Origin of the sequence: Pseudomonas sp. EA_15y_Pfl1_P101 (genome assembly GCF_963970835.1) — a bacterium.
Taxonomy (GTDB): Bacteria; Pseudomonadota; Gammaproteobacteria; order Pseudomonadales; family Pseudomonadaceae; genus Aquipseudomonas; species Aquipseudomonas tritici.
The window spans coordinates 306,210-332,352 of record NZ_CAXAPA010000001.1 but is presented as its reverse complement, the minus strand read 5'-3'; the positions used below and the strand labels follow the sequence as shown (position 1 = coordinate 332,352).

General features: G+C 60.1%; 27 protein-coding genes and 1 pseudogene. 14 read left to right on the top strand and 14 right to left on the bottom strand.

The features are described 5' to 3' along the window. Nucleotides 1-33 precede the first annotated feature (33 nt). The 5 genes from AACY36_RS01595 to moaE all read left to right on the top strand — a co-directional run bounded on the left by AACY36_RS01595 (nucleotide 34) and on the right by moaE (nucleotide 4,153). Nucleotides 34-1,158 (top strand): polysaccharide deacetylase family protein, encoded by a 1,125-nt coding sequence (locus tag AACY36_RS01595; RefSeq protein WP_339417663.1) that lies wholly within the window; start codon nucleotides 34-36, stop codon nucleotides 1,156-1,158. 339 nt (nucleotides 1,159-1,497) lie between these two features. Then, nucleotides 1,498-2,892, top strand: a complete 1,395-nt coding sequence (locus tag AACY36_RS01590; RefSeq protein WP_339417665.1) for a PhoH family protein — start codon at nucleotides 1,498-1,500, stop codon at nucleotides 2,890-2,892. Nucleotides 2,893-2,988: 96 nt separating this feature from the next. Then, nucleotides 2,989-3,462 carry a cyclic pyranopterin monophosphate synthase MoaC gene (moaC, locus tag AACY36_RS01585; protein WP_339417667.1) on the top strand — a complete coding sequence of 158 codons (474 nt, stop codon included), beginning with the start codon at nucleotides 2,989-2,991 and terminating at the stop codon, nucleotides 3,460-3,462. Then, nucleotides 3,459-3,701, top strand: coding sequence for a molybdopterin converting factor subunit 1 (moaD, locus tag AACY36_RS01580; protein WP_053131334.1), 243 nt, complete (start codon nucleotides 3,459-3,461; stop codon nucleotides 3,699-3,701). The genes moaC and moaD overlap by 4 nt, the downstream gene beginning before the upstream one ends. 2 nt (nucleotides 3,702-3,703) lie before the next feature. Further along, the gene (gene moaE, locus AACY36_RS01575) at nucleotides 3,704-4,153 is read left to right on the top strand and encodes a molybdopterin synthase catalytic subunit MoaE (RefSeq protein WP_339417672.1); all 450 of its coding nucleotides are present in this window, start codon (nucleotides 3,704-3,706) and stop codon (nucleotides 4,151-4,153) included. Nucleotides 4,154-4,206: 53 nt separating this feature from the next. Here moaE and rhlB read toward each other — a convergent pair whose 3' ends face one another. Next, entirely contained in the window at nucleotides 4,207-5,682 is a 1,476-nt protein-coding gene (gene rhlB, locus AACY36_RS01570; RefSeq protein ID WP_339417858.1) for an ATP-dependent RNA helicase RhlB, read from the bottom strand. 96 nt (nucleotides 5,683-5,778) lie between these two features. Further along, entirely contained in the window at nucleotides 5,779-6,435 is a 657-nt protein-coding gene (locus tag AACY36_RS01565; RefSeq protein WP_339417673.1) for an alpha/beta hydrolase, read from the bottom strand. A 345-nt stretch (nucleotides 6,436-6,780) separates the two neighbouring features. Here AACY36_RS01565 and AACY36_RS01560 point away from each other — a divergent pair, with 345 nt between their 5' ends. The 5 genes from AACY36_RS01560 (at nucleotide 6,781) to AACY36_RS01540 (ending at nucleotide 12,341) form a co-directional block, all read left to right on the top strand. Then, nucleotides 6,781-7,812: an amino acid ABC transporter substrate-binding protein gene (locus AACY36_RS01560; RefSeq protein WP_339417674.1), complete on the top strand. Its 1,032-nt coding sequence runs from the start codon at nucleotides 6,781-6,783 to the stop codon at nucleotides 7,810-7,812. Nucleotides 7,813-7,884: 72 nt separating this feature from the next. Then, nucleotides 7,885-9,066: an amino acid ABC transporter permease gene (locus AACY36_RS01555; protein ID WP_339417675.1), complete on the top strand. Its 1,182-nt coding sequence runs from the start codon at nucleotides 7,885-7,887 to the stop codon at nucleotides 9,064-9,066. Nucleotides 9,067-9,076: 10 nt separating this feature from the next. Then, nucleotides 9,077-10,174 (top strand): amino acid ABC transporter permease, encoded by a 1,098-nt coding sequence (locus AACY36_RS01550; RefSeq protein ID WP_339427137.1) that lies wholly within the window; start codon nucleotides 9,077-9,079, stop codon nucleotides 10,172-10,174. Between the two features lie 11 nt (nucleotides 10,175-10,185). Further along, complete coding sequence (locus AACY36_RS01545; protein ID WP_339417678.1) at nucleotides 10,186-10,950, top strand: amino acid ABC transporter ATP-binding protein; 765 nt, start codon at nucleotides 10,186-10,188, stop codon at nucleotides 10,948-10,950. A gap of 95 nt (nucleotides 10,951-11,045) precedes the next feature. Next, nucleotides 11,046-12,341 carry a CynX/NimT family MFS transporter gene (locus AACY36_RS01540; RefSeq protein ID WP_339417680.1) on the top strand — a complete coding sequence of 432 codons (1,296 nt, stop codon included), beginning with the start codon at nucleotides 11,046-11,048 and terminating at the stop codon, nucleotides 12,339-12,341. A 90-nt stretch (nucleotides 12,342-12,431) separates the two neighbouring features. On the opposite strand, the gene AACY36_RS01535 is transcribed toward AACY36_RS01540, so the two are convergent. From AACY36_RS01535 to AACY36_RS01480, 12 genes and pseudogenes are all read right to left on the bottom strand, one after another. Beyond that, the gene (locus AACY36_RS01535) at nucleotides 12,432-13,055 is read right to left on the bottom strand and encodes a DUF1120 domain-containing protein (RefSeq protein WP_339417682.1); all 624 of its coding nucleotides are present in this window, start codon (nucleotides 13,053-13,055) and stop codon (nucleotides 12,432-12,434) included. A 35-nt stretch (nucleotides 13,056-13,090) separates the two neighbouring features. Beyond that, a complete protein-coding gene (locus AACY36_RS01530; RefSeq protein ID WP_339417684.1) occupies nucleotides 13,091-13,717 on the bottom strand; it encodes a DUF1120 domain-containing protein in 627 nt (208 codons plus the stop codon). Between the two features lie 35 nt (nucleotides 13,718-13,752). Beyond that, a complete protein-coding gene (locus tag AACY36_RS01525) occupies nucleotides 13,753-14,373 on the bottom strand; it encodes a DUF1120 domain-containing protein (protein WP_339417686.1) in 621 nt (206 codons plus the stop codon). 41 nt (nucleotides 14,374-14,414) lie between these two features. Beyond that, on the bottom strand, nucleotides 14,415-15,050 hold the full coding sequence (locus tag AACY36_RS01520; protein WP_339436092.1) for a DUF1120 domain-containing protein: 636 nt from the start codon (nucleotides 15,048-15,050) through the stop codon (nucleotides 14,415-14,417). Between the two features lie 10 nt (nucleotides 15,051-15,060). After that, nucleotides 15,061-15,693: a DUF1120 domain-containing protein gene (locus AACY36_RS01515; RefSeq protein WP_339417689.1), complete on the bottom strand. Its 633-nt coding sequence runs from the start codon at nucleotides 15,691-15,693 to the stop codon at nucleotides 15,061-15,063. Nucleotides 15,694-15,703: 10 nt separating this feature from the next. Continuing rightward, nucleotides 15,704-16,828, bottom strand: a complete 1,125-nt coding sequence (locus tag AACY36_RS01510) for a DUF1120 domain-containing protein (protein ID WP_339427135.1) — start codon at nucleotides 16,826-16,828, stop codon at nucleotides 15,704-15,706. Nucleotides 16,829-16,839: 11 nt separating this feature from the next. Beyond that, nucleotides 16,840-19,278, bottom strand: a complete 2,439-nt coding sequence (locus tag AACY36_RS01505) for a fimbria/pilus outer membrane usher protein (RefSeq protein WP_445262382.1) — start codon at nucleotides 19,276-19,278, stop codon at nucleotides 16,840-16,842. A 137-nt stretch (nucleotides 19,279-19,415) separates the two neighbouring features. After that, nucleotides 19,416-20,071: pseudogene (locus AACY36_RS01500) on the bottom strand (fimbria/pilus chaperone family protein). Nucleotides 20,072-20,163: 92 nt separating this feature from the next. Continuing rightward, a complete protein-coding gene (locus AACY36_RS01495; protein WP_339417694.1) occupies nucleotides 20,164-20,790 on the bottom strand; it encodes a DUF1120 domain-containing protein in 627 nt (208 codons plus the stop codon). 82 nt (nucleotides 20,791-20,872) lie between these two features. Continuing rightward, complete coding sequence (locus tag AACY36_RS01490; protein ID WP_339496697.1) at nucleotides 20,873-21,496, bottom strand: DUF1120 domain-containing protein; 624 nt, start codon at nucleotides 21,494-21,496, stop codon at nucleotides 20,873-20,875. Between the two features lie 38 nt (nucleotides 21,497-21,534). After that, nucleotides 21,535-22,152 (bottom strand): DUF1120 domain-containing protein, encoded by a 618-nt coding sequence (locus tag AACY36_RS01485; RefSeq protein ID WP_339417697.1) that lies wholly within the window; start codon nucleotides 22,150-22,152, stop codon nucleotides 21,535-21,537. A 94-nt stretch (nucleotides 22,153-22,246) separates the two neighbouring features. Beyond that, nucleotides 22,247-22,876, bottom strand: a complete 630-nt coding sequence (locus AACY36_RS01480; protein WP_339496695.1) for a DUF1120 domain-containing protein — start codon at nucleotides 22,874-22,876, stop codon at nucleotides 22,247-22,249. Between the two features lie 392 nt (nucleotides 22,877-23,268). On the opposite strand from AACY36_RS01480, the gene AACY36_RS01475 reads away from it, so the two are divergent. The 4 genes from AACY36_RS01475 to AACY36_RS01460 all read left to right on the top strand — a co-directional run bounded on the left by AACY36_RS01475 (nucleotide 23,269) and on the right by AACY36_RS01460 (nucleotide 26,140). After that, nucleotides 23,269-24,081 (top strand): response regulator, encoded by an 813-nt coding sequence (locus AACY36_RS01475; protein ID WP_339417701.1) that lies wholly within the window; start codon nucleotides 23,269-23,271, stop codon nucleotides 24,079-24,081. A gap of 180 nt (nucleotides 24,082-24,261) precedes the next feature. After that, nucleotides 24,262-24,897, top strand: a complete 636-nt coding sequence (locus AACY36_RS01470) for a response regulator transcription factor (RefSeq protein ID WP_339417702.1) — start codon at nucleotides 24,262-24,264, stop codon at nucleotides 24,895-24,897. Between the two features lie 463 nt (nucleotides 24,898-25,360). Next, complete coding sequence (locus AACY36_RS01465; RefSeq protein WP_339417703.1) at nucleotides 25,361-25,831, top strand: nuclear transport factor 2 family protein; 471 nt, start codon at nucleotides 25,361-25,363, stop codon at nucleotides 25,829-25,831. 36 nt (nucleotides 25,832-25,867) lie between these two features. Continuing rightward, nucleotides 25,868-26,140, top strand: coding sequence for a GIY-YIG nuclease family protein (locus AACY36_RS01460; RefSeq protein ID WP_339417704.1), 273 nt, complete (start codon nucleotides 25,868-25,870; stop codon nucleotides 26,138-26,140). Nucleotides 26,141-26,143: the final 3 nt, after the last annotated feature.

Below are 26,143 nucleotides of genomic sequence, written 5' to 3'. Positions count from 1 at the left end.
GATGGCCGACGACTCTGGAGAGGGAGACCCTGTGTGCGAATAGCGCTTTTATTGTCGGCGTGCCTGCTGTGCCTGAATGCCCAGGCGGCGCCCGTGGATGTGGTCAGCCTGGACCGTGGCACCTGGCCCGAAAAACTCGGCAGCCCGGCGTTGTTCGACGTCGCCTCGCGCGCGGAAATCCTGATGTTCGCCCATAGCCTGTTGGCCAGCGAGAATCAGGATGAAGCCGCGCTCAAACAGCGCCTGGGCCTGAAGATCATCAATCTGTCCGCCATCGATGACCTGCGTCGTCAGCTCTGGCAGCGCCTGCTCGAAAACTACACCTTCGCCCAGCAGAGTTGCGAGGAAGATGCTTCGTTTTGCTACCTAGTGGAAAACATGGAGGACCTGCGCGAGCAGGCCGGCAAGTTCGAGGTCAGCAGCGATTCCTTCTATATAAGCTGGGCCGGCCCCAGTCATACCTTCCATGAACGCTACTTGGATGAACTGCTGCGCAAGGCTGCGCTGTTTCCACAGATCAGCAGTGAAATCGCGCGGTTTGGTGACCATGAGCGTAATGGCGATGAATTCAACGACCGGCTGTTCCTGCTGACCTTCGACGGCGGTCCGGCCCCGGTCAGCGGCAACACCGACTGGCTCACCGACTACCTGCGCAAGCAAAAGATGAACGCCACGTTCTTCGTCCTCGGCAGCAGCCTGCAAACCCGGGTGGAGCGCAGTTCCGTTGCTGATGTGCAGGCGCTGTACCAGGGCCAGTGCGTGGGCACCCAGGGTTGGCAGTACCGTTCCCACAGTCATTGGGTGGATTGGCAGAGCTCCATCACCCGCAGTGCCTCACTGGCGCAAAACCTGATGCCGGAAAACTACGTGCCTCTCTTCCGTCCGCCCTACGGCCAGCGTCGCGCCGACAGCCAGGGTTTCTTTCAAGCCCAAGGCTTGCAGGTGGCATTGTGGGACATCGATTCCCAGGACGAGCCCGGTAAGCTCAAGGCCGATGAGTCGGCGCAACGGGTGCTGACATTGATGCTGCTGTGGCGCAAAGGCGTGATTGTGTTTCACGATACCCAGGACAAGGCGCGGGTTGCTTTACCCATCCTGCTACAGGCAACGGCGCAGAGTGGTCTGGGTTGGCAGGACTGCCGAGAGGCGTTTCGCTGAAGAGCCCGACCCTGTTCGGTGTGAGGCATTTTCGGGGTGATTTTGTACGGTAATTCGATGTAGGCCGACTTCCGACTTTAACGGGGTACTTGGTACTCGGCTAGTGCTATTCGTCATCTTGAAAAATAAACTTCAAAAAAGCGTCAAAGTGCTTTTTCCTGTCATGGGTTTTGCGGTATTACGAAGTCAGATCGCCGAAACCTGCAACACAGGTGGCGTCTTTCAAGACTCCTCATGTGGGCACTGCGCTTGACGTCACTCAGGTGCAGTCGGTGGTCGAATCGAGGCGCAGCACCGCCCAGGTATTGCGTCGACTGGCTCCCACAAAGGTGACCGAGTATGGATGATCATGGACGTAACCCTTCTTCCGACCAGCCAATCCTTTATGTGCTTGATACCAACGTACTGATACACGACCCGAACGCACTGCTTAACTTCGAAGAACACCACGTCGCCATTCCGATGATCGTGCTTGAGGAGCTCGACAAACTTAAAGGCGGTCCCCACAGCGTTGCCGCCGAATGCCGCCAGGCCATCCGCCTGATCGACAAGACACTGGGCGAAGCATCGCCGGAGGATGTTGAAGTCGGCGTACCCATCCAGCGTGGCAAAAGCGGGCCCAAGGGCTTGCTGTCGATTCTGATGAGCAAGCGCAGCGAGCCCAACAGCCTGCTGCCGGAAAATCTGAACGACAACAAAATCATCAACCAATTGATCGACCTGCACGCCCGCGACAAGGACCTGCGCGTGGTGCTGGTGACCAAAGACATCAATATGCGCCTCAAGGCACGCGCGTGTGGGATCGCCGCCGAGGACTACAGCACCGACCAACTGGTCGACGACGTGTCGATGTTGTCGCGTGGCTATCACACGGTAACAGGCTCCTTCTGGGACCTCGTCAGCAAGGTCGAAACCCGTCAGGACCATGGCCGCACCTGGCATCAGGTACAGCTGATCGACAACCTGCCGGCGGTACACATCAATGAATTCATCATCGACGAACAGGGCTTTGTCGGCTGGATCAAAGAAATCCAGGTCGACAAGCTGCTGATTCTCGATCTGCATCAGGAACCCCTGTTGCACCAGGAAGCCTGGGGCCTGAAACCGCGCGATATCTACCAGAGCCTGGCGTTGTACGCGCTGCTCGACCCGGACATTCACTTGGTCAACCTGACGGGTGCTGCCGGTTCCGGTAAAACCATCCTTGCCTTGGCTGCCGCCATCGAGCAGACCATGGTGACCAAGCGCTATCGCCGCATCATCGCCACCCGCAGCGTGCAGGGCCTGGACCAGGAAATCGGTTTCCTGCCCGGCACCGAGGCGGAAAAAATGGAACCGTGGCTAGGGGCGATCACCGACAACCTCGAAGCCTTGCACATGGATGACGAAAACACCCATGGCAGCGTCGACTACATCCTCAGCAAAGTGCCGTTGCAGTTCAAATCCCTCAACTACATTCGAGGTCGCAGCTTCCAGCAGAGCCTGATTTTGATCGATGAATGCCAGAACCTGACCCCACACCAGATGAAAACCATCATCACCCGTGCCGGTGCCGGTTCCAAAGTGGTGTGCCTGGGCAACCTGGCGCAGATCGACACCCCTTACCTGTCCGCGACCAGCTCCGGGCTGACGTACCTGACGGAGCGCTTCAAAGACTTCCCGAACGGCGTACACATTGCGCTGCAGGGTGTTCCACGTTCGATCCTGGCTGAATACGCAGAGTCGCATCTCTGAGTAGCAAGCTTTAAGCTACAAGCTGCAGGTTGGTCCAGTGAGCTTTTCACTGGCCGCTTGCCGCTTGTAGCTTTTTTGCTGCCTCAAGGAGGCCTCGTGCTAACTCATCTCGATTCCCAAGGTCGCGCCCATATGGTCGACGTCACCGACAAGTCCGTGACGTTCCGTGAGGCGGTGGCCGAAGCGCGCGTGCGCATGTTGCCCGAGACCCTGAAAATGATTGTTGACGGCGCCCATCCCAAGGGCGACGTGTTTGCCGTGGCCCGCATTGCCGGAATCCAGGCCGCGAAAAAAACCAGTGACCTGATCCCTCTGTGCCACCCGTTGATGTTGACGGGCGTCAAGGTCGAACTGAGCGCCGACGGCGCAGACTCGGTGCATATCTTGGCGCGCTGCAAACTCTCCGGCCAGACCGGCGTGGAGATGGAAGCGTTGACTGCCGCCAGCGTCGCGGCATTGACCATCTACGACATGTGCAAGGCCGTGGATCGCGGCATGACCATCGAAAGCATTCGCCTGCTGGAAAAGCTTGGCGGTAAAAGTGGGCACTTCAAGGCGGACCAGCCATGAGCATCAACGTACTGTTTTTTGCGCGTTACAGCGAAGCGGTTGGCCTGGACTCCTTGGAAATGGAAGGCGACTTCGCCACCGTCGATGCGGTGCGCCAAGCGTTGGCCGGTGATCCGGGCTTCGAAGTGCTCAACGAAACCAGCCTGATGTGCGCGCGCAACCAGGAGTTGTGTGGTCTCGACGAGCCATTGCAAGCTGGCGACGAAGTGGCGTTCTTCCCGCCCGTGACGGGAGGCTAAGCATGGGCATTCGTGTGCAGGCCCAGGCGTTTGATCCGGGCGTCGAGGTGAATGCGATGCACGCGGCCAATGTCGGCGTGGGCGCGGTGGTGAGTTTTGTCGGCTACGTGCGCGACTTCAATGACGGCCGCGACGTGTCTGGCATGTTCCTGGAGCACTACCCCGGCATGACCGAAAAGGCCCTGGCCAAGATCGCCTTGGAAGCTGAACAGCGCTGGCCGTTGCTCAAGCTGGAAGTGCTGCACCGCATTGGCGCGCTGGAGCCGGGTGAGCCGATTGTGTTTGTTGCGGCAGCCAGTGCCCATCGCCAGGCGGCGTTTGATGCCTGTGCGTTTGTGATGGACTACTTGAAGACACGGGCGCCGTTCTGGAAAAAAGAAAACACCCGTGAGGGGCCGCGCTGGGTAGAAGGGCGCAGTAGCGACCATGCAGCCGCTGATCGCTGGAAATAGCACGCCGAACGCAGAACAAAATGTGGGAGCGGGCAAGCCCGCTCCCACATGTTTTACTGCGTTTCAGCCTGGGGGCGTTTACGCTCAACGGCTCGCAGCAGGTGCGTCGGCGGCGTCTCGCAACTGATCTTGCGCCCCAGCAGCGCCTCGATCGACGGCAACTGATACGAGTCATCCTCGCCCGCAAAGCTGATCGACACACCCGCCGCCCCGGCACGGCCGGTACGGCCAATGCGGTGCACGTAGTCGTCCGGCACTTCCGGCAGGGTAAAGTTGATCACGTGGCTGATGCCATCAATGTGAATCCCGCGACCCGCCACGTCGGTGGCGACCAATACGCGGATCTTGCCTTCGCGGAAGCCTTCCAGCGTCTTGATGCGTTTGTGCTGCGGCACGTCGCCCGACAGTTGCGCGGCGTTCACACCATCGCGCACCAAGCGCTCTTCGATGCGGCGTACTTCGTCCTTGCGGTTGGCGAATACCATCACGCGCTCCCAACCGTTGTCGTTGACCAGGTTGTAGAGCAGCTTGTACTTGTCGGCACCGGCCACGGCGTAGATGTGCTGCTCGACGTTTTCGCTGGCGACGTTAAGCGCCTCGATCTCGACGATGGACGGGTCAGTGGTCCATTGCTTGGCGAGGTTCATCACGTCTTCGGTGAAGGTCGCGGAGAACAGCAGGGTTTGGCGCTCGGCTTTGGGCGGGGTCTGGCGGATGATCTGACGCACTTGCGGGATAAAGCCCATGTCGAGCATGCGGTCGGCTTCGTCCAAGACCATCACTTCGACCATGTCCAAGTGCACGTCGCCGCGCTGGTTGAAGTCGAGCAGGCGGCCCGGCGTCGCTACCAGGATGTCGCAGTGACGGGCTTCGAGGTGCTTGAGCTGCTTGTCGAAGTCCATGCCACCGACGAACGTCATGACGTTGAGGCCGGTGTACTTGGTCAGGTCGGCGGCGTCCTTGGCGATCTGTACCACCAGCTCCCGGGTTGGGGCGATGATCAGCGCGCGCGGTTCACCCATGTAGCGTTCTTTCGGCGGCGGCGTCTGCAGCAGTTGGGTGATGATCGAAATCAGGAACGCGGCGGTCTTGCCGGTACCGGTCTGGGCGCGGCCGATGGCGTCTTTGCCCGCCAGGGTAAAGCCCAACACCTGCGCCTGGATCGGCGTGCAGTACGGGAACCCCAGGTCCTGGATGGCGTGCATCAGTTCCGGGGCCAGTTTGAAATCGTGGAAGCGGGTCTTGCCTTCCTGGGGCTCGACGGCGAAGTCTTCGAGTTTCCAGGGGATGACGACCGGCTTTGGTGCGCGTTCGCGGCGAGGCTTGGGAGCCACTGGCGCGGGCGCGGCTGCAGCCGGTATTGCCTGTTCAGGCGGTGTTACCTTCGGCTGGGCAACGGGTGCTGTCCGGCCGGGTTGTTCACCGTCGTTGCGGCTGCCGGTAATAGAGACAGGAGCACTGGAATCAGGCGCGAGCGGCTCAGCCTCGCTTTTGCCGAACATCTTCTTGAGTGCTTTGAGCACGGTGATCTCATTAATTGGTTAAGGAATGTACGCCGGCCAGTGTAATGCAAGAATCGGGCGCGGCGTAGTGCGTCTGTCATACGGCTACACAAACGGTGGTTTTCAGCCCAGGCGAGCAGTCAACCAGGCACCGATATCACGGATCTCTTCCGGTAACACTTCGTGTCCCATTGGGTATTCCTGCCATGTCACGGTGACACCACGGCTCTTTAAATGCTCGTAGGCGCTGCGGCCCATGGCGTTCTGCACCACTTCATCGTACTGGCCGTGCAGGCACAGCGTTGGAATGCGCTGCTGGCTGGCGGATAACGCCAGCTCATCGCCGAATGTCGGTGCGTAGGTTGAGAGGGCAATAACGCCGCCCAGTGGGCCTTCCCAATTCAGGAATGCGGTATGAAATACCACGGCGCCGCCCTGGGAAAACCCGGCGAGGAAAATCCGCGACGCGTCTATTCCGGTTCTCTTCTGCGCTTCGATCAAATCCGCGACCATTTTTGCCGACACCTCCAGCTCTTCCAGGCTGATCGAGCGGGCCGGGCTCATGGCCTTGATGTCGTACCAACTGGGCATCTCATAGCCGCCATTGATCGTCACCGCACGAGTAGGTGCCTGGGGCAAAACGAAGCGGGTCGTCAGCAAGCTTTCCTGTAACGCCTCGGCCACCGGCAGGAAGTCGTAGCGATCGGCACCCAGGCCATGCAACCAGATTACGCAGGCGTCTGCGGGCTTGGAGGGCTGAAGAATCAAGGGTTCGGTCATGCCTGCTCCATTAATGTGCGTGCGCTCCGATTAAGTGCAACGGAACGGTGCGCGACGGGTTGATCTGTTAATAAGATGTCGCACGGTTGAATCTTTTGCTATTGACCGTGGGCTGAATCGACTCAGCCGGCACTATGGTACGGGCCTTGCTACGTGTTGGACGATGTCAGCGCTATCTCAGGACGGTAACACTATCAGTGACTGCCGCTTGCGGGATAGGAACTGGATTGACTGCAACAACCTCATGCCGCTTGACCCTAAAAAAAGCCAACACGGGTCGATATCGCCTCATAAGGGTGCGCTGAGGTTCGAGCTCCGACACAACAAGAGCAACTGGAGGTTTGAATGAAGTTATTGAAATCCACCCTGGCCATCGTTTCCGCGGCGGCTGTACTGGGTGTCAGTGGTTTTGCCCAAGCTGGCGCCACGCTGGACGCCGTGCAGAAGAAAGGCTTTGTGCAATGTGGCGTGAGTGACGGTCTGCCGGGTTTCTCGGTACCGGATGCCAGCGGCAAGATCCTGGGGATCGACGCTGACGTGTGCCGCGCTGTGGCCGCTGCCGTTTTCGGAGACGCGACCAAGGTCAAATTCAGCCAGTTGAACGCCAAGGAGCGTTTCACCGCACTTCAATCGGGCGAAGTCGACATTCTGTCCCGTAACACCACCATGACCAGCTCCCGCGACGCCGGCATGGGCCTGAAATTCCCAGGCTTCATCACTTACTACGACGGCATCGGCTTCCTGGTAAACAAAAAGCTGGGCGTTAAAAGTGCCAAGGAATTGGACGGTGCAACCATCTGCATCCAGGCCGGCACCACCACCGAGCTGAACGTTTCCGACTACTTCCGCGGCAACAACCTCAAATACACCCCGATCACCTTCGACACCTCCGATGAAAGCGCCAAGGCGCTGGAATCCGGTCGTTGCGACGTACTGACCTCCGACAAGTCCCAACTGTTCGCCCAGCGCAGCAAGCTGGCCGCACCGAAAGACTACGTGGTTCTGCCGGAAACTATTTCCAAGGAGCCGCTGGGCCCGGTCGTGCGTAACGGCGACGACGAGTGGCTGGCCATCGTGCGCTGGGTTGGCTACGCCATGCTCAACGCTGAGGAAGCCGGTATCACTTCGAAAAACGTTGAAGCTGAAGCCAAGTCCACCAAGAACCCGGACGTCGCTCGTCTGCTCGGTGCTGACGGCGAATACGGCAAAGACCTGAAAGTGAAGAAAGACTGGGTCGTACAGATAGTCAAGCAAGTCGGTAACTACGGCGAAGTGTTCGAGCGCAACCTCGGCAAGGACACCCCGCTGGAAATCGACCGCGGCCTGAACGCGCTGTGGAACGCCGGCGGCATTCAATACGCACCCCCTGTGCGCTGATCGCTGATGGTTCTGTCACCCGGTGGGCCAACTGCCGGGTGATGTTCTGTTCCATTATTTTCGGGGCACTTCATGCAAAATAAAATCGGCGCACCCAAGCAGAAGCTCAGCTTCAGCGATCCCAAAGTGCGTGCGTGGCTCTTCCAGATCATCACGATTGTGGCGGTGGTCTGGCTCGGCTGGTACCTCTTCGACAATACCCAGACCAACATGCAGCACCGGGGCATCACCTCGGGTTTCGACTTTCTTGAACGCAGTGCCGGCTTCGGCATCGCGCAGCATTTGATCGACTACACCGAATCGGACAGCTACGCCCGGGTCTTTGTGATCGGTTTGCTCAACACTTTGCTGGTGACGTTCATCGGCGTGATCCTGGCAACGCTGCTCGGCTTTATTATCGGTGTGGCGCGACTGTCGCCGAACTGGATGATCAACAAACTGGCGACCGTGTATGTGGAAGTGTTCCGCAACATCCCGCCGCTACTGCAGATCCTTTTTTGGTATTTCGCAGTATTTTTGACCATGCCGTTGCCGCGTAACAGCCATAACTTTGCCGATATGTTCTTTATGAGCGCCCGGGGTTTGAATATGCCGGCCGCGCTGGCAGCTGAAGGTTTTTGGCCGTTTGTGGTCAGCGTCGTCGTCGCTATCGTGGCGATCGTGCTGATGGCGCGTTGGGCCAACAAGCGCTTTGAGGCTACCGGCGTACCGTTCCATAAATTCTGGGCGGGCCTGGCGTTGTTCATCGCAATCCCCGCGTTGTGCACCTTGATTTTTGGCTCACCGCTGCACTGGGAGATGCCTAAATTACAAGGCTTCAACTTTGTCGGTGGCTGGGTATTGATCCCCGAACTGCTGGCGCTGACCCTGGCGCTTACGGTTTATACGGCCGCGTTTATCGCCGAGATCGTGCGCTCGGGTATTCAGTCTGTGAGCCACGGCCAGACCGAAGCCGCGCGTTCCCTGGGCTTACGCCCTGGGCCGACGCTGCGCAAGGTCATCATCCCGCAGGCCCTGCGGGTGATCATTCCGCCACTGACCAGCCAATACCTCAATCTGGCAAAAAACTCGTCGTTGGCCGCCGGTATCGGTTACCCGGAAATGGTTTCGTTGTTTGCCGGCACGGTGCTCAACCAGACCGGCCAGGCGATTGAAGTCATGGCCATCACCATGAGCGTGTACCTGGCGATCAGCATCAGCATTTCCCTGCTGATGAACGCGTACAACAAGCGCATTGCGCTGATTGAACGGTGAGGAAACATCCATGAGTACGCATACGTTCAAACCTGACATGCCGCCGCCGGGCAAGGTATTCGGCCCGATGGCATGGATGCGCGCCAACCTGTTTTCCAGTTGGCTCAACACCCTCCTGACATTGCTGGCGATCTACCTGGTCTATTTAGTGGTACCGCCGCTTTTGCAGTGGTCAATTTTAGACGCGAACTGGATCGGCACTACCCAAGCCGATTGCACCAAAGAGGGCGCCTGTTGGGTGTTTGTCCAACAACGCTTCGGGCAGTTCATGTACGGCTACTACCCTGTCGACCTGCGTTGGCGTGTGGACCTCACCGTTTGGCTGGCGATTGTCGGCGCAGCGCCGTTGTTCATTTCGCGCTTCCAGCGTAAGGCTGTCTACGGCCTGAGCTTCTTGGTGCTGTACCCGATCATCGCGTACTACCTGCTGCACGGCGGTAGTTTCGGCCTGACTAACGTGCCTGCCAACAAATGGGGCGGCTTGATGCTGACCTTGGTCATCGCCACCGTCGGCATCGCCGGCGCATTGCCGCTGGGCATCGTATTGGCGCTGGGGCGACGTTCGAACATGCCCGCGATTCGTGTGCTCTGCGTGACCTTCATCGAGTTCTGGCGCGGCATACCGTTGATCACCGTGCTGTTCATGGCCTCGGTGATGCTGCCGCTGTTCCTGCCTGAAGGCATGAACTTCGACAAACTGCTGAGGGCGCTGATCGGCGTGATCCTGTTCCAGTCGGCTTACGTGGCGGAAGTGGTGCGCGGCGGCCTGCAGGCGATTCCCAAAGGTCAGTACGAAGCGGCCGCTGCGATGGGCCTGGGTTACTGGCGCAGCATGGGCCTGGTGATTCTGCCGCAAGCCCTGAAGCTGGTTATCCCCGGCATCGTTAACACCTTTATCGCGTTGTTCAAGGACACCAGCCTGGTGATCATCATCGGCCTGTTCGACCTGCTCAACAGCGTCAAGCAAGCCGCCGCTGACCCGAAATGGTTGGGCATGGCCACCGAAGGCTACGTGTTCGCGGCCCTGGTGTTCTGGATTTTCTGTTTTGGTATGTCGCGCTATTCCATTCATTTGGAACACAAGCTCGACACTGGCCACAAGCGTTAGGAGTTGTTGTTATGAGCGAAGCGATCAAACAGCCTGTGAGCCCTGAAGGCATTATCCAGATGCAGGGCGTCAACAAGTGGTACGGCCAGTTCCACGTGTTGAAAGACATCAACCTCGACGTCAAGCAGGGCGAGCGTATCGTGCTGTGCGGCCCGTCGGGTTCGGGCAAGTCCACCACCATCCGTTGTCTCAACCGCTTGGAAGAGCACCAGCAGGGACGTATTGTGGTCGATGGCGTAGAGCTGACCAACGACCTCAAGCAGATCGAAACGATCCGCCGCGAAGTCGGCATGGTGTTCCAGCATTTCAACCTCTTCCCGCACCTGACCATCCTGCAGAACTGCACGCTGGCGCCGATGTGGGTGCGCAAGATGCCCAAGCGCAAGGCCGAAGAAATCGCCATGCACTACCTTGAGCGCGTGCGCATTCCGGAGCAGGCTCACAAGTTTCCGGGGCAACTGTCCGGCGGCCAGCAACAGCGCGTGGCGATTGCCCGGGCGTTGTGCATGAAGCCAAAAATCATGTTGTTCGATGAACCCACTTCGGCCCTCGATCCGGAGATGGTCAAAGAAGTGCTGGACACCATGATCGGCCTCGCCGAAGACGGCATGACCATGCTCTGCGTGACCCACGAAATGGGCTTCGCCCGTACCGTGGCCAACCGCGTGATCTTCATGGATAAAGGTGAAATCGTCGAACAAGCGCCACCGAACGACTTCTTCGATAACCCGCAAAATGACCGGACCAAGCTGTTCCTGAGCCAGATCCTGCATTGATGCGCGGCGCAAGCTGAACAAAAAACCCGGCCTGGCGCCGGGTTTTTTTGTGTGTTTTCGGCCAATATGCAGCGCTCTTTGCTGGCAGTTGATCAATGAACCTTGAACCCGAGAACCCAATGTCCCCTTCAGAGCACGCCTCGCCCAAGGCCGAAGTTGAACAATGGCTGATCGACGCCGAAGCCGATGATGCCCAGGTGCAGCACGCTCAACCGGTTGTGGGACGCCCGTGGTTACTGCTGCTGGGCCTGATTCTGGTGGCGTTGAACCTGCGCCCGGCGTTGTCGAGCCTGTCGCCGTTGCTCAGTGACGTCTCTGCAAGCCTGGGCTTGTCGGCGGCCAGCGCCGGCCTGCTGACCACCTTGCCGGTGTTGTGCCTGGGCCTGTTTGCGCCATTGGCGCCGATTCTCGCGCGACGTTTTACCGCCGAACGGGTGGTGTTGGGGATTTTACTGACGTTGGCCGGTGGGATTATTTTACGCAGTTCATTCGGTCAAGCCGGGCTGTTCGCCGGCAGCCTGGTGGCTGGCGCGAGCATCGGCATCATCGGCGTATTGTTGCCCGGCATCGTCAAACGTGATTTCGCAAAGCGGGCAGGGGCCATGACCGGCGTCTACACCATGGCTTTGTGCCTGGGGGCGGCGCTGGCGGCCGGCGCCACGGTGCCGTTGAGTCAGTACTTTGGCGACAGTTGGAGCCTTGGCCTGGGTTTCTGGATGCTCCCGGCGCTGTTGGCGGCCCTGTTCTGGTTACCGCAAGTGCGCACCCAACACGGCGTCCACCGCGTGGCCTATCGCGTGCGCGGATTGCTGCGTGATCCGCTGGCCTGGCAAGTGACCTTGTACATGGGCTTGCAATCGTCCCTGGCCTATATCGTGTTTGGCTGGCTGCCGTCGATCCTCATTGATCGCGGCCTGAGCGCGACCCAGGCCGGGCTGGTGCTCTCCGGCTCGGTGATCGTGCAACTGGCAAGCTCCCTGGCTGCGCCCTGGTTGGCCACGCGCGGCAAAGACCAGCGCCTGGCGATTGTGTTGGTGATGCTGCTGACCTTGGGTGGCCTGTTCGGCTGCCTGTATGCGCCGCTCGACGGCTTATGGGGCTGGGCGATTTTGCTCGGCCTGGGCCAGGGCGGCACCTTCAGCCTGGCGCTGAGCTTGATCGTGCTGCGCTCGCGCGATTCCCACGTGGCGGCCAACCTGTCGAGCATGGCCCAGGGCATCGGCTATACGCTGGCATCCATGGGGCCGTTGGCGGTGGGCGTCTTGCATGACTGGACCGGTGGCTGGGGGGCCACCGGCTGGGTGTTCGGCGTAATCGGCCTGGGCGCGATGGTTGCCGGGCTGGGTGCCGGTCGCGCTTGTTATGTAGGCGTCACCAGCGAGAAGGTGTAAGGCATTCACGGCGCAGCGTATGCGAAGGAGCGGCAGGTCGGTCGTGGCGCAACGGCAAGTACTTGCAGGCCTGCGTTGCGCCCTTAGGCATTACAGGTATTTGACGGTCAGTGTGACGGAACCATCGATGGTTTCCTCTTTGGTGAACGTCAGATCCTGGGCTGGGGCGATTGCCGCTTTGATCTGCAAGTCGGCAGTGAGGCGTTGTACTGGCAAGGGGGTGAGGGTGTCCAGTTCGGAGACGGCGGTGAGGCCGTCATCCATAAAGCTACCTTCGCGTTGCCAGGTCACCCCGCCATCCCTTGAGCCGATCGCTCTGACAGGCATCCCATCCGCTATCAGATTGGAGGTGGATATCGTGAGAAAACCGAGTTTTTCACTGCCGTTGATCATACCCAGACCAAAGGTGTAGTAATCGTATTGGGCGTCCGAACCTTCGCGATTGTCTGTGGCGGCGATGGCGATCAGCGTCGCGGCATCGCAGGTCACGGTCATCTGCATGTCCTGTCGGGGCAGGTAGGTTGGCCAGTCAAGTCGAAGATCCTGAACGGAAATTTTGCCCAACTCGACCACGCCGTCATTGGCCAGGGTGGGCTCGCAGGCGCTTGGGGTAATAAGGCCGCGCACGCTCAGGTCGACACTGGAGGCGGCGACGGCCTGGGCGGCGGCGCTCAGCAGCAGCGCGGCGATCAGGCTGTGAAGGGACTTGCTCATGGTGTGGCTCCTAGGGAAAGTAGAGGGTTTGAGGGTCACAGGTACATGACCGTCAGCGTCACCGATCCGTCGATGGCCACCTCGTTGTTGAGGGTCAGGCTGTTGGTGGGGGCGATAGCGGGAGAGATCGCCAGTTCCGCGCTGAACACTTGGACCGCAATGGGCACTAACGTCCCCAACGCGGCCACTGAAATTATATTGTTGCGATACAGATAGTTGTCGTTGTACCACGTTGCACCGCCGTCCTCTGAGCTGACGGTGCGGGCCGCCACACCGTCGGCTAGCGGCTTGATGAGCCGCATTCCCAGGGCGCCTAGCTTCTCGTCACCATTGATCAAGCCCAGGCCAAATTCATATATCTCGTCGTTTTGAAAATGGGAGCCGGCTCGATTGTCTTGGGATTGCAACCCCATCAAGGTCGGCGCGTCGCAAGTCACGGTCATTTGAAGAGAGTGATAGGGGAAAAAGCTCGGCCGGTCAGGATTGAGGTCCTTGGCGGCAATTTTGCCCAGGTCATACACCCCGCCATTTGACAACGTGGGCTCGCAGGCGCTTGGGGTAATAAGGCCGCGCACGCTCAGGTCGACGCTGGAGGCGGCGACGGCCTGGGTGGCGGTGCTCAGCAGCAGGGCGGCAATCAGGGTTTGAAGGGACTTGCTCATGGTGTGGTTCCTAGGGAGCGCAGCGAGTTTGAGGGTCACAGGTACATGACCGTTACGGTGGCGGAACCGTCGATAGGCACTTCTTGCGTCAGGGTCAGGGTATTGGTGGGGGCGATGATCACTTTTACGGTCATCTCCATGCTCAACGTCTGTACGGGCGTCGGGACGAGGGTGGCATTCTCGGCAACAGACGCAATGCTATCGGTCGCCAGATAACCGCCCCGAATCCAAGTCGATCCGCCATCCAGTGACTCGATGATTTCAGCTGAGGCGCCGTCGGCCACCGCCGATGCCAACGTGACCCAAAAGGCGCCAAGTTTCTCGTCGCCATTGATCAGGCCCAGGCCAAAACCGCCCTCGTCGCGAAATGCCGTTCCCGGGCGATTGTCCTTGGGTTGCAGGGCGAGAAGGGTGGCGGCTTCACAGGTCACCTTCAGTTGCATGTTGTGCGGGTCAAGTCGGGTATAGGTTTCGACATTCAGGTCTTTGGCGGAAATCTTGCCGATGTCATACACCCCGGCGTTGGATATTTCAGGGACGCAGGCGCTTGGGGTAATAAGGCCGCGCACGCTCAGGTCGACGCTGGAGGCGGCGACGGCCTGGGTGGCGGCGCTTAGCAGCAGCGCGGCGATCAGGGGGTGAAAGGACTTGCTCATGGTGTGGCTCCTCACTAGGGAAAGTAGAAGGTCTCAGGGATTTACAGGTACACAACTTCCAGGGTCGCGGAGCCGTCCATTGGCGTTTCCGTGCTCAGGTCGAGGTTCTGCCGCGCGTTGATCGTGGCTTCCAGCTTCAGGGTGCTGGTGAGTGTCTGGATCGCCGATGGGCCGGAGGTGCTGCCCCCTACATCGGTGAAACCGAGCAGACTGCGCGAGCCGATATCGATGGGGTTGAGGTTGGCGGTGCGCCAGGCCATGCCGCCGGTAGTGGACTCGGTGCCGTACACCACGGCAAGGTCGTCGACCACGGTTTGCTTCGGATCAAAACTCACCGAATACACGCCGATTTTGTTGCCGCTGCTGTCCAGCCCCAGCCCGTAAAAAATCTCGCTGTTAACGTGGGCGGTGCCGTCGCGGTTGTCGCGCATGCGCAGGGCGAAGCGCCCGGTGGCGTTGCAGTTGACCGTCAGCGTCAGATACTTGTGCGGCAAGCGGGTGCCGTTGGTGAGGTTGAGGTCATTGCGCGAAATCTTGCCGAAATCCACCAGCCCGCCGCTGGACAACAGCGGCGTGCAGGCCATCGGCGTGATCAGGCCCTTGACGGTCAGTTCGACGGTGGAGGCGGCGTGTGCAGTGCCGGATAGAAGGAGCAAAGCAATCAGAATAGTTTTCATGGGAGGGTACCTAGAGGTAGGTGATGTCGAGGGTGGCCGACCCGTCGATGGGGACTTCCCCGGTCAGGGTCAGGGTGTTTGCCGGGGCAATTTTCGGTTCGATCAGCACGTCAGCGGTCAGTCGCTGGATCGGCGCCGGTGCCATACCCGGCGTGCTTATGTCGTGGGTGAAGGAGGTGAGGAACGCCGGTGACAGGACTTGCGTTGGCCCCCAACCGGTCGTTCCCACGGAGCCGATGCCATACATCGGGGCACCATCGGCTACGATCGACTCCAAGCTCAACCCCATGCCTCCGACCTTTTCGTTGCCATTGACCAGCCCCAGGCCGAATCTGAGTGAGTTGTCGCTTTCGTAATGGGAGCCGGGACGATTGTCCACGGACCTTATCGCCACCAGCGTCAATGCCTGGCACGTGAGTGTCATCTGCAGGCTTTTGGCCGTAAGGGGTGTCGGTTGATCGACATTCAAGCCCTTGGCGGGGATCTTGCCCAGTTCGTATACGCCGCCATTGGACAGGCCAGGTTCGCAGGCGCTGGGGGTGATCTTGCCGTTGACTTTCAGGTCGATGGAGGACCCGGCCTGGGCGAGTGAGCTGCCTGCAAACAGCGACAAAACGGCCAGTGGTATCAGAAGGTTTTTCATGGAGAGGCTCTTAGAGGTAGTTGAGTTCGAGCGTGGCAGCGCCGTCGAGGCGCACCTCGCTGCCCAGGTCCAGTGAACCCAACGGCGCCATCACCGCCTCCAGGCTCGCCGTGGCGCTGAGTTGTTGAATGGCGGCGGGGCCACTGGTGGTTCCGGCGCTCGCGTTGAACCCCAGGTGTCGGCTGGCGCCGATGGCCAAAGGGCTGGCGCTGGCACTGCTCCACGGAGCGTTGACGGTCGGGGAATCGGTGCGGTAGAGCTGGGCAAAACTATCGGCGGTGGCGCGCGCGGGATCGAAGATCACCGCGTAGCGTCCGATTTTTTGCCCCTTGGCATCGAGCCCCAGGCCGTAGGTGGTTTCGTCGTTGTGACCGGTCGCTGAGCCCTGGCGGTTGTCCTGCAAACGCAAGGTGAAGGCCGTGGGGGCATCGCACGCGACGCTGACCACCAACGGTCGGTCGGGCAGGGCGGTTTCCTTGTCCATGTGCAAATCCATCACCGACAATTTGCCGAAATCCACCGTGCCGCCGTTGGACAGGCTCGGCGTGCAAGCCGCCGGAGCGAAGCGCGCTTGCAGGCGTAGTTCCCGTGAGCGTGCGGTGCTGATCGCGTCAAACACTCCGCTGGTTTCCCAGGTCACGGCATCGCTGACCCGCGAGGCCTCTTCACTGGCCCAGGCACTCGCCTCAAGCTGCAACGACAAGCTGCGCCCACTGACCGGCACCCCGGCGCGCATCGGCACGATGCCGTGCTCCGGGCGCCAGCGCAGGGTGGCGCCGGTGCTGACGGCAGGCTGGCCGCTGCCCGCAAGCAAGCCCAGTTCGACGGCCTGGCCGTCGAGTAACGCATCGCTTGCCCGCAGGCTGTAACTGCCGCGCGAGGTAAACTGAAAACGCTCGGCACCGGCTGCAATACCGCGATAGAACAGGCTCATGTCAGTGGGGTTCGGGCAGTTCAGGGTCAGGCTTAAACGCCGTTCCCCAAGCAGGCGTTCGTCTGCTGGAACCAACGCGATAGCGCGGTTCATCAGTCCGAAATCCAACACGGTTTCGTTCAGGCTCAACTGGCACTCATCGCCCCAGGCATTGGCGCCCAGTAGCAAGCCGAGCGAGAGCAAGACGGGTTTCAGGCCCATGGTAGAAGTCCTCATGATTGGCACCGCGCCGGCGCGGTTTCGTAGTACACCTCGGGGTCGCCTTTCTCGGGCAGTTCAAAGCTCAGGCGACAGCGGGGTTGGCCGGGGGCACTGATCCATAGCGGGCGACCGTCAAGCACATCGGGCAGGAACACTTGGCTGCCTTCCTGCACCAGCGTCACGAACTCGCCGTCCTCGGTAGTCACGGTGGCGCCACGGGGCAGTGGTTGGCCATCCTTCGTGGTGACGTTGAGCAGTGCACGACGGGTCAGGGCTACGCCAAATTCGACCTTGTCCACCGCGCCACGCCCGACGGAAAGCACGGCCAGGCCATTGCTGATATCAGCGTTGCGCGGCAGCGAGCGGGTGTGCACCTCCACCGGGCTGCGGCCATAGGCGCTGAGTTGCGGCACCACGGCCTGGCCTTGCCAGTCGGTCCACACGGGGCCGCTTGGGGTGCTGACCTTGATCCCAGCCATGTCGCCCACCGACATCACCGCAAATGTTTCGCGTACCGGGTACGGCGAGAACGTCAGGCCATCGCCATGCAGCACCACCCCACCGCGCGCGCCGCCTTGATAGCTGGAGCGCTCGGCGTCGTTGCGGGTGTAGTTGAAGTCCAACTGGCTGTAATACGGCAAGGCCGAAACGCCCACGGACGACTCCACCGCACGGTCGCGGCTATCGCGTTCCACGCCGACGCGGTAGCTCAGTTGGTCGTTGAGTTGTTCGTTGATGCCCACGCCGAGACGATGCTCGCCGCCGGCATGACGTGCCCATGAGCGGCCACGGCGGTTTTCACCGAGGGGCACGCTGATGTTCAGGTAGACACTGTCATCGCTTTGCTGGCGGCCGCCGACTTGCCATTCGGCGCTGGCCGATACCGATACCTGACCAAAGCTGGTACCCCATGACGCCAGCGCGCGGCTGCTGCTGTCGCCGGTAAAGGTCGACGAGCGCGAGAACCCTGCACTGAATGCCCCCAGCATCGGATGCGACCAGGATGCCGTGGCACTTTGTTGGTCGCGGTAGCGCGAGCGCTGTTGTTCGCGGGTGTCAGTGGTGTAAGTCGAGTCCTCAAGGTCGCGATAGCCCATCGTGCGCCAAGAGCCGGCGGTGGTAATCGCCCAGTTCTCGGTGAGGCGCTGCGACCACGACAGGTCGGTTTGCACGCCGCGTTCATTGCCTGGGCGACTGGCCTGGGCGAGTTGTGTAGAGACTTGAAACTGGCCGTCTTGCCACGGCAACCACCCCAGGTTCAGCCCGGTTGCGCGATAGTCTTCGGCCGCCAACACCCCGGCGCCGACGCTGACTTGCGGGTGCAGCGCACCGCTCCAGCCGCCACTGACCACCCAGGGTTCAGCGCCTTCGCCGTCACCGATTTGACGTAGGCGACCGGCGGCCACCGAGTAACCTGGCGCCGGCAAACCCAGACCTAGCATGGCAGCTGGTACTGTGAAACGGCGTTCTTCACCCGTGGTTTCCTTGACCGTCACCTCCACGTCGGAGCGGCTGTTAAGGCGTCGCACATCGGTCAGGGAAAACGGCCCGGCGGGCACAACGGTGGAATGAATCAACGTACCGTTCTGGCGGATCTCCACCTGCGCCGGGCTGTTGGCGATGCCGGTGATGGTCGCGCCCTGATTCTGGTCCTGCAGCGCGGTTTCGGTCAGCACCTGGGCGCCGGTGATCTGCGCACCGGCCAGCACCGGGTTGTAGAGGTTGATCTGTCCTGCCTGGAACACCGCCTGCTGTTTGGCAAAGGTGCGCTGGGCGTAGGCGTCCAGATGGGTCGTGCGCGAGACTTTGTCTTGCCAGGTGCGCACCTGGCGGCTGCGCACGATCCAGTCGCCGGCATTGAAGCCAACCTCGGTATTGGCCGACGCGAAGCGGCTGTTGTCGTCGCCGTACTCGTTTTGCAGGCCGGTGACATCGTAGTTGAGCACGCCGGCATACCCGCCGGTCTGGTAGCCGGAGATATCTTGCACGGCGGGGCGCAAGGCCTCGGTCGGCACGATCAGGAACAGGCTGAGGCTGGCCGGGTCTTGCTCGATCACGGTCTGCGGGTACGTGCTGAGGAAGTCATGGCATTCGGCATTGTCAGCCGGCATTTTCAAGCTGCCTGCGTCCAGCAGTGCCTGGTTGAAACACAACCCGCCCTGGTCGTTGAACACCACGTCGATCCGGCCGCGCCGCTGGCCGTTGACGTTCAGATTGAGGGCATGGCGCCCGGCGGCGAAGCGCGGTGCTTGCAGCAGCAGGTTGGCCAGCGTCGGGTCGATGCCACGCTGGGACAAGGTTTGCGGATCGAACGAACCGGCGACCTCATCCGCCAATGGTTTGGCCGCTGGCAGGGTGGTCCCGACGGCCAGTGCCAGGCCCGCCAGCCACCTACGGCGCGCCCGGCGCAGTGAAACGCCAGGCTCGGCTTCGCCGTCGCGATCAGTCATTACTGTGCTCACAAGTCGTACTCAAATAATGGAGGCGTTCCCGTTCCACTCCCTGGCGCGGGCAGGCTCCTGGTGGCCTTCACGGTGAGGCCACTTCGTTATCAGGGCGCCGGGAACCAGTCCTCCCGGCGCTGCGATCAGAGGGTGATCGGTGCTTGGTACGGTTCCACGGCAAAGCCATAAACGGTGGCCGGTTGCAGTTGCACAGTGCTGGCCGTCGGTTGGCTGGCAGCAACGCTCAAGGTCTCTCCCGGCAGTACGTAAGTGCGTGGCAGCAGCGCCGAACCATCGCCCGGCAGCAGCTTCAATTCCTGGGCCAGACGCACCACGTAGGGCGTCGGGTTATGCACGCTCAGTTGACTGTTTTGCAGGCTCCAGGTCAGCCCGGTCCAGGGCGTGCGGTTGGGTGCCAGGCCCTTTGGATGCAAGATCACTGGCAGGTTCTGGCGCACGGTCACGCCGACCCGCGCATGCCCGGCCTGGCCTGCGGTCTTGCCTTGGGGCATGCCCTCGAAAATGACGCGCATCAGGTGTTGGGTTTGCAACGGTTCGGGGGTTTGCAGGATGAAGCGGATCAACTGACTCTTGGAGGGTTCGACCCGAGACAAGGGGGGGTAACGAAGACTCGCGAAGCGGTGTCTTCAGGAATGTTCTCCAGGGTCACGTGCAATAGCGCCAGCTTCGAATCGGTGTTGGTCACCGACACCGAGGCTTCGCCGTCGGCTTCGTTGACGATCACCACTGAGGTATCCGGCACCATCCCGTCGGCGAGCACCAGCGTTGGGCCCCACATGGGCAACGCTACCGCGCCGAGGTACAGGCAGGCATAACGCACGACGTTGAAGGCCCGTGAGAAAACTGCAAAACAAGGAAGAGGGAACATGACTACAGGTACCTCAGGTCTAGCACGATGGAGCCGTCCAGCGGCACCTCTTGGTCGAGGGTCAGGTAGGCGGCGGCGTTGATCGATGTATTGATTTGCAAGGTGGCAGTGACCAGGCGGTGGGGGGCCGGGATCAGGGTGCCGGGTGGCGCAAAGCCCATGTAGTTGTCGGGGTAGGCGTTGGGTTCCGGAAACCAGGTCTCGCCCTGATTACTCGAGGCCAGCACCAGCGCGGGCTGGTCGTCAGCCATCACTTCATGGATGGCCAGAGATACCGAGCCGAGGCGCTCATCGGGCGCATGAATGTTGTTGCCCAGGCCGTAATAAAAGCCGGGCCCCACTGACGAATCAGCACGGTTGTCCACGCCTACCAGCACAAACAGCACCGGCTCGTTGCAGCTCACATGCAGCTCCAGTTGCTTGCTGGGCAATGGGGTGAACACGTGTTCATTGAGGGAACGGGCCGGAACCCGCCCATGATCGACAATGCCACTGGGCGATAACGTCGGCGTGCAGGCACTGGGAATGATGCTGCCGGACAACGTCACCTCCACCGATGAGGCGCACAGGGCAGGGGTAGCGCACAGGCAAAGAAAAGTCGGCATCAAACGGCGTGAGAGCATGTTCATGGTCGGGTGTTGGAGCCTTGGTCAAGGGGCCATCTGTGAAAACGGCGATGGGCGCAAGGCATTGCGTTGCGCCCGCGTGCCATTACAGGTATTTGACGGTCAGGGTGACGGAGCCATCAATGGCCACTTCGTCGAGCAGGGTCAGGCTGCTGGCGGGGGCGATGGACGGCGTGACAGCCAAATCAGTGGTGAGCACCTGGACCGGAATCGGCGCCATGGTCGTGTTGTCGGCAACCGATGTAATGTTGCCGGTTGCCAGGGTCGGTTGCCGGACCCAGGTCGTGCCGCCGTCCGTTGAGCCAATGATGCGTCCTGCTACGCCGTCGGCGAGCGGAGCTTCGAGCCACATCTCGAGGAACCCGAGCTTCTCGGCACCGTTGATCAGGCCCAGGCCGAAGCGCGACGGGATGCTGTCAGAGCTGGAGCCTGCGCGGTTGTCCTGAGGTTCGATCGCCATCAAGGTTGCAGCGTCGCACGTCACGGTCAGTTGGAGGCGGTATTCGCCCAAGTTGGTGATGTCATCGAGCTTGAGATCCTTGGCGGAGATTTTGCCGACATCGACATTTCCACCATTGGGCAAGCTCGGCTCACAGGCGCTCGGCGTGATAAGGCCCTTCACGGTTAAATCAACGCTGGACGCCGCGAGCGCATTACCGGCGCTCGCGATCAGCACAGTGGCAAGCAGAGGGTTCAGGCTTTTGTTCATGGTATTGCTCCTTAGCGGGAAAAGTTGAAAACGGCTGCTCACAGGTACTTCAGTTGCAGCGTGGCCTGGCCGTCGATGGGCACTTCATCGAGCAGGGTCAGGTCGGTGGATTGAACGATGATGGTGAAGGCGCGGAACCTGACGCTCAGTTTTTTCAGCGCGATGGGCGTGTGGGGGGGCGCGCCCACGGCGGCAAACGACGTCAGCGCCTTGTGGCCCAGGTAGGGCGAGAGGCTCCAGCTGGCACCGCCATTGCGCGAGATGATCACGTTTACCGCGTTTCCATCCGCCACGGGGTCAAACAGTGAGAACGCCACACTGCCCAGTTTCTGGTCTTCAGGGGTGGTACCCAAGCCATGGTGCGCCGGGTTGATCGCCGAGCTGCCCGCGCGGTTATCCACCGTGCTCAGGGTGAAAAAAGTCTCTCCCTCGCACTGCACTTCCAGGCGCATTTCTGCCGGATCAAGCTGGGTCGGCTTGGTCGGTTGCAGGTCTCGGGCGGTCATTTTGCCGTGATCGATCACGCCGCCATTCGACAGCATGGGCGTGCATGAACTGGGGGTGATGGCCCCGGTTACATTCAGGTCGGTATTGCTGGCGGCGAAAGCGCCTGGCGTAAACGCCGCCAGCAGGAAGGTAAGAGCGGTTTTGTTCATCAGCACATGTCCTTGTGAGGGCGCGCAGTCGGCCTGCAGGCAAGCGCGCCTACCGTGGGGCGGTCGCCCAGCGGAAATTTCCAATCGAGAGGGGTCACAGGTAACGCAGTTCAAATGTGGCAGAGCCGTCCAGCGCTATCGTTGTGCCGGTCGGAATATCCGTTTTCGAGTGGATGAAGGACTCGACTAACAGGTCTAGAGAAACGGTCGTGAGGTGGACCGGTACTCTGATGCCTGAGGTCTGATTGCCGAACGCTATAAGCGTGCTGGACGGCAAGTCCTGTTCAGAATTGAACAGCCAGGTCGAGCCGTTATCGAAGGAGTAGATCGCATAGGCGGCAGGGTCATCGGTCAGGATGTTTTGCATCGTCAAGACATAAGAACCGATCCACGTTGTTGGCGTCAGACGCCCCATGACCCAACGAGAAGAAGGGCCAGGTGCTAAAGCACGATTGTCTACGGACGCCAGTGCGAACAAACTTGCGCCCTCGCAATCAATTCCCAGTTTCAGGACGGCGTTAGGCAGTTCGGTTGGCCCTGTGGGTTCGAGGTCCTGTACCGAGATCTTGCCGTGATCCACCAACCCGTTATTGCTGATGCTGGGGGTGCAGGCGCTCGGCGTAATTGACCCTTTGACCGCTAGGTCCACCGTGCTGGCGGCCATTGACACACTGGCGTGGGCAATGAGCAGGGCGCCGGTCAGGGCTGCGAGAGAGTCTTTCATGTCGTCTGGTATTCCTGTGCAAGGGCCATGGGGACAGGTTCGTGCGGTGAAGTTGCCCAAGGGTTTTTGGTTGTTGCGGGCGGGCGCAGCTTTAGCGAAAACCGGGAGAGAATGTATCGCCGGGCCCCTATACAGGAAATGCAACTATTACGAATGACAGGTCGGCACTGTCAAAAGGGGCTTGTTTCTTGAAAGTTCGTGCTTGAGCGTCGGTTGTCGTACTTGTTGTATCGCCGTTTCCCATACATTCGGATACTTTTCCGCGCTCTTTGATTACCTGAATGCCTTCATTCGGACTCGCGTAATCGTCTCGCTGCGAGCAAGTCGGCTGTGATCCACGTATTGCTCGCGCAGGTGGGACGGTTGGACTGATCGCTCTTGATGAGGGCTCTATGCCGGGCAACTTTCCAGACCCAGGTGCGCCCGAAGAAGCCCTGGCGAACCCTTGGTCCCGTGTGCGGGTGTTGGTGGTGGACGACCACTGCACCTATCGCCTGCTGCTGGGCTCACTACTGGGAAAACTCGGTGTGGCCCATCAGTGCTGCTGTAATGGCGAGCAAGCATTACAGGCGCTGGCGATCAAGCGTTTCGACCTCGTGATCAGCGATTGCCGCATGCCGGTCATGGACGGTTACGGCATGACCCGCGAACTGCGCCAGCGCGAGCACGCCGAAGGTCGCCTGCCCATTACGGTGCTGGGGATGACCTCCAGCCTGGGCCCGGAAGAAATCCGCCTCTGTGTGGCATGCGGCATGGATGGATGGTTGCCCAAACCCATCGGTTTTGCGCAGTTGCGTGACGTCTTGCGTTGTTGGCTACCGCCGCCGCAATGCGCCGCTTTCGACGGGACGCGAACAGGTTCGACGGTGGCGCACAACAGCACTTTCCCGAGCCGCGCCAGCCTGATCGAGGCATTTGGTTCCTGGGATGTGGTGGAACCGATGCTGTTCAGCCTGATTCAGGAAGCTCACGCCGACTTGGCAATGCTGATCCATGCGCAAGCGACGCTGGATGCGAGGATGGCCGCACAATGTTTGCACCGCTTGGTGGGCAGTGTGGCGTTCCTCGGGGAAACCGGATTGGAAGGACCTACGGTGGCGTTGATCAACAGCGTGCATTCAACAGGCATGGCGTTGAACCGAACGGCCTTGGATGCGTTACGCCATGAAGTGGCGCGTTATTTGGATTATCTAAGTTGTCTCTGAAGGAATACACCCTTTTGTTATGTAGTACTTTTCTGTATTACTTTTCTCTCTTTTGTGTAGGCGCTTTTGTTGGGGCTTTAAATGCAGGGTTAAACCGAAAGTTGGAGATTTATTACCTATTGTTGCAAAAAGACTATCGCGGTATTTTGCCGGTCTCAAATTGCCATCATGGAGCAGTCGATGATCCGCATTATTATTGCTGACGATCACCCTATAGTTCGTGTTGGACAACGCGTCGTGATCGAGGCGAGTGGTAAGTGCAAAGTTGTGGGTGAGGCCGAGGGTCCGGATCAACTGTTGGAGTTGGTGAGTCGTGTGCCGTGTGATCTGATCGTCACTGATTTCGCGATGCCCGGAAACCAGCAGGCTGACGGGTATGGGCTGTTGGGATTATTGAATCGCACCTATCCGGATCTGCCGGTGATCGTGGTGACGATGTTTGCCAATGTCGCAACGCTGCGGGCGGCCTTCGGCCATGGCGCGCGCGGTGTGGTTGCCAAGAGCGCGTCTGCCAGGGAATTGCCCCAGGCCCTTAACACCGTGGCTCAGGGGCGCACCTTTGTCAGTGAGTGTTTGCGCGTTCAGTTGGACCAGGCATGTTTGGCCCAGCCAACCGCAGCGCCTACGCTTTCCGGCAAGGAGCAGGAGGTGGTGCGCATGCTGGCCAGCGGCATGACCGTCAGCCAGATTGCTGCGCGGGTTAATCGGAGTATCTCGACAATCAGTAAACAGAAGAGTACGGCGATGCAGCGGTTGTGTATTTCGACTGATGTTGATTTGTTTGCGTATGCACGAGATACCGGCATGGTGCCTTAGTTTGGAAGACCTTGAAGGGTCGTAATTATTGTATTGGGTGCGCAATAGCGGCGTTGTAAAGTATTGCAGGCTCTCGCGCGAAGAGTGTAGGCGCCTCAGTCACTAGTTTGATTGCAAAGGCGTACTGTTTAGACGTCTGGCGAACAAGTATGCCTTATGTTTGTCGATAAAGATGCACGCTGGTGATCAGGGTGTTAATGAATAAATTACCGATCTCAGTGGCGGTTGTTGTTGCATGGGTCGCGATAAAAATCGCGATAAGCGGCGAGTAGTTCATCCACTACGACCCTGTTACGGACGCCGCTGCCCAAGGATCAAGAAATACCCATCGACGGCAGCGCGACCCTGGACATCGTCTACCTCTAACCGCACCGCCCTCATCTATGTGGCAAATGGGCATAGCCTTCCTCTCACGTGCAGACTATCGTGCAGCCCTGATAACAACGAACTGCGGAGCCTGCCCATGAGTGATGCCCACGACGCCTTGATCACCCGATTCTACCAGGCGTTTCAACGCCTCGACGCGCAAGCCATGGCGGCCTGCTACACCGACGATGTGGTGTTCAGCGACCCGGCCTTCGGCGAGTTGCACGGCCGTGATGCCGGCGACATGTGGCGCATGCTCACCACCCGCGCCAAGGATTTCTCCCTGACCTTCGACAATGTGCGCAGCGATGAAACCACCGGCAGTGCTCACTGGGTCGCGACGTATCTGTTCAGCGCTACCGGCAATACGGTGGTCAACGATATCGGCGCGCGATTTGTATTTCGTGATGGCAAGATCTGTGCGCACCACGACCACTTCGACTTGTGGCGCTGGTCGCGTCAGGCCCTGGGCGTCAAGGGGCTGTTGCTGGGCTGGTCGCCGGCGCTGAAAAACGCCGTGCGCGCCCAGGCGCTCAAAGGCTTGAAGGCATTCCAGGCCAGTCGTTGATAAGCTTGGCATCCCTTGGTCTTACCGAATGCACCCGTGACCACGCCTGAACCCAAACCCTGGTTTGTCTACCTGGTGCGCGCCGCCAATGGCGCGCTGTACTGCGGCATCAGCAATGACCCGGTGCGTCGCTTTGCCGCTCACCAGAGCGGCAGGGGCGCGCGGTTTTTCCTGTCCAGCCCGGCGGTGGCGCTGGTGTACACCGAGCAGTGCGCGAGCAAGGGCGAAGCGTTGCGTCAGGAGCGGCTGATCAAAAGGTTGAAGAAGAGCGCCAAGGAATGCCTGGCGGCGAGTGGCTCATTGATTTGACTG

Bases quoted from the DNA above. Each gene is read 5' to 3' on its own strand.
- AACY36_RS01535 (WP_339417682.1), bottom strand. From the start codon at position 13,055: ATGAGCAAGTCCCTTCACAGCCTGATCGCCGCGCTGCTGCTGAGCGCC.
- AACY36_RS01475 (WP_339417701.1), top strand. From the start codon at position 23,269: ATGCCGGGCAACTTTCCAGACCCAGGTGCGCCCGAAGAAGCCCTGGCG.
- AACY36_RS01540 (WP_339417680.1), top strand. From the start codon at position 11,046: ATGAACCTTGAACCCGAGAACCCAATGTCCCCTTCAGAGCACGCCTCG.
- AACY36_RS01470 (WP_339417702.1), top strand. From the start codon at position 24,262: ATGATCCGCATTATTATTGCTGACGATCACCCTATAGTTCGTGTTGGA.
- AACY36_RS01525 (WP_339417686.1), bottom strand. From the start codon at position 14,373: ATGAGCAAGTCCTTTCACCCCCTGATCGCCGCGCTGCTGCTAAGCGCC.
- AACY36_RS01515 (WP_339417689.1), bottom strand. From the start codon at position 15,693: ATGAAAAACCTTCTGATACCACTGGCCGTTTTGTCGCTGTTTGCAGGC.
- AACY36_RS01510 (WP_339427135.1), bottom strand. From the start codon at position 16,828: ATGGGCCTGAAACCCGTCTTGCTCTCGCTCGGCTTGCTACTGGGCGCC.
- AACY36_RS01520 (WP_339436092.1), bottom strand. From the start codon at position 15,050: ATGAAAACTATTCTGATTGCTTTGCTCCTTCTATCCGGCACTGCACAC.
- AACY36_RS01505 (WP_445262382.1), bottom strand. From the start codon at position 19,278: ATGACTGATCGCGACGGCGAAGCCGAGCCTGGCGTTTCACTGCGCCGG.
- AACY36_RS01485 (WP_339417697.1), bottom strand. From the start codon at position 22,152: ATGAACAAAACCGCTCTTACCTTCCTGCTGGCGGCGTTTACGCCAGGC.
- AACY36_RS01495 (WP_339417694.1), bottom strand. From the start codon at position 20,790: ATGAACATGCTCTCACGCCGTTTGATGCCGACTTTTCTTTGCCTGTGC.
- AACY36_RS01555 (WP_339417675.1), top strand. From the start codon at position 7,885: ATGCAAAATAAAATCGGCGCACCCAAGCAGAAGCTCAGCTTCAGCGAT.
- AACY36_RS01590 (WP_339417665.1), top strand. From the start codon at position 1,498: ATGGATGATCATGGACGTAACCCTTCTTCCGACCAGCCAATCCTTTAT.
- AACY36_RS01490 (WP_339496697.1), bottom strand. From the start codon at position 21,496: ATGAACAAAAGCCTGAACCCTCTGCTTGCCACTGTGCTGATCGCGAGC.
- moaD (WP_053131334.1), top strand. From the start codon at position 3,459: ATGAGCATCAACGTACTGTTTTTTGCGCGTTACAGCGAAGCGGTTGGC.
- AACY36_RS01545 (WP_339417678.1), top strand. From the start codon at position 10,186: ATGAGCGAAGCGATCAAACAGCCTGTGAGCCCTGAAGGCATTATCCAG.
- AACY36_RS01550 (WP_339427137.1), top strand. From the start codon at position 9,077: ATGAGTACGCATACGTTCAAACCTGACATGCCGCCGCCGGGCAAGGTA.
- AACY36_RS01565 (WP_339417673.1), bottom strand. From the start codon at position 6,435: ATGACCGAACCCTTGATTCTTCAGCCCTCCAAGCCCGCAGACGCCTGC.
- AACY36_RS01560 (WP_339417674.1), top strand. From the start codon at position 6,781: ATGAAGTTATTGAAATCCACCCTGGCCATCGTTTCCGCGGCGGCTGTA.
- AACY36_RS01480 (WP_339496695.1), bottom strand. From the start codon at position 22,876: ATGAAAGACTCTCTCGCAGCCCTGACCGGCGCCCTGCTCATTGCCCAC.
- AACY36_RS01465 (WP_339417703.1), top strand. From the start codon at position 25,361: ATGAGTGATGCCCACGACGCCTTGATCACCCGATTCTACCAGGCGTTT.
- AACY36_RS01530 (WP_339417684.1), bottom strand. From the start codon at position 13,717: ATGAGCAAGTCCCTTCAAACCCTGATTGCCGCCCTGCTGCTGAGCACC.
- moaE (WP_339417672.1), top strand. From the start codon at position 3,704: ATGGGCATTCGTGTGCAGGCCCAGGCGTTTGATCCGGGCGTCGAGGTG.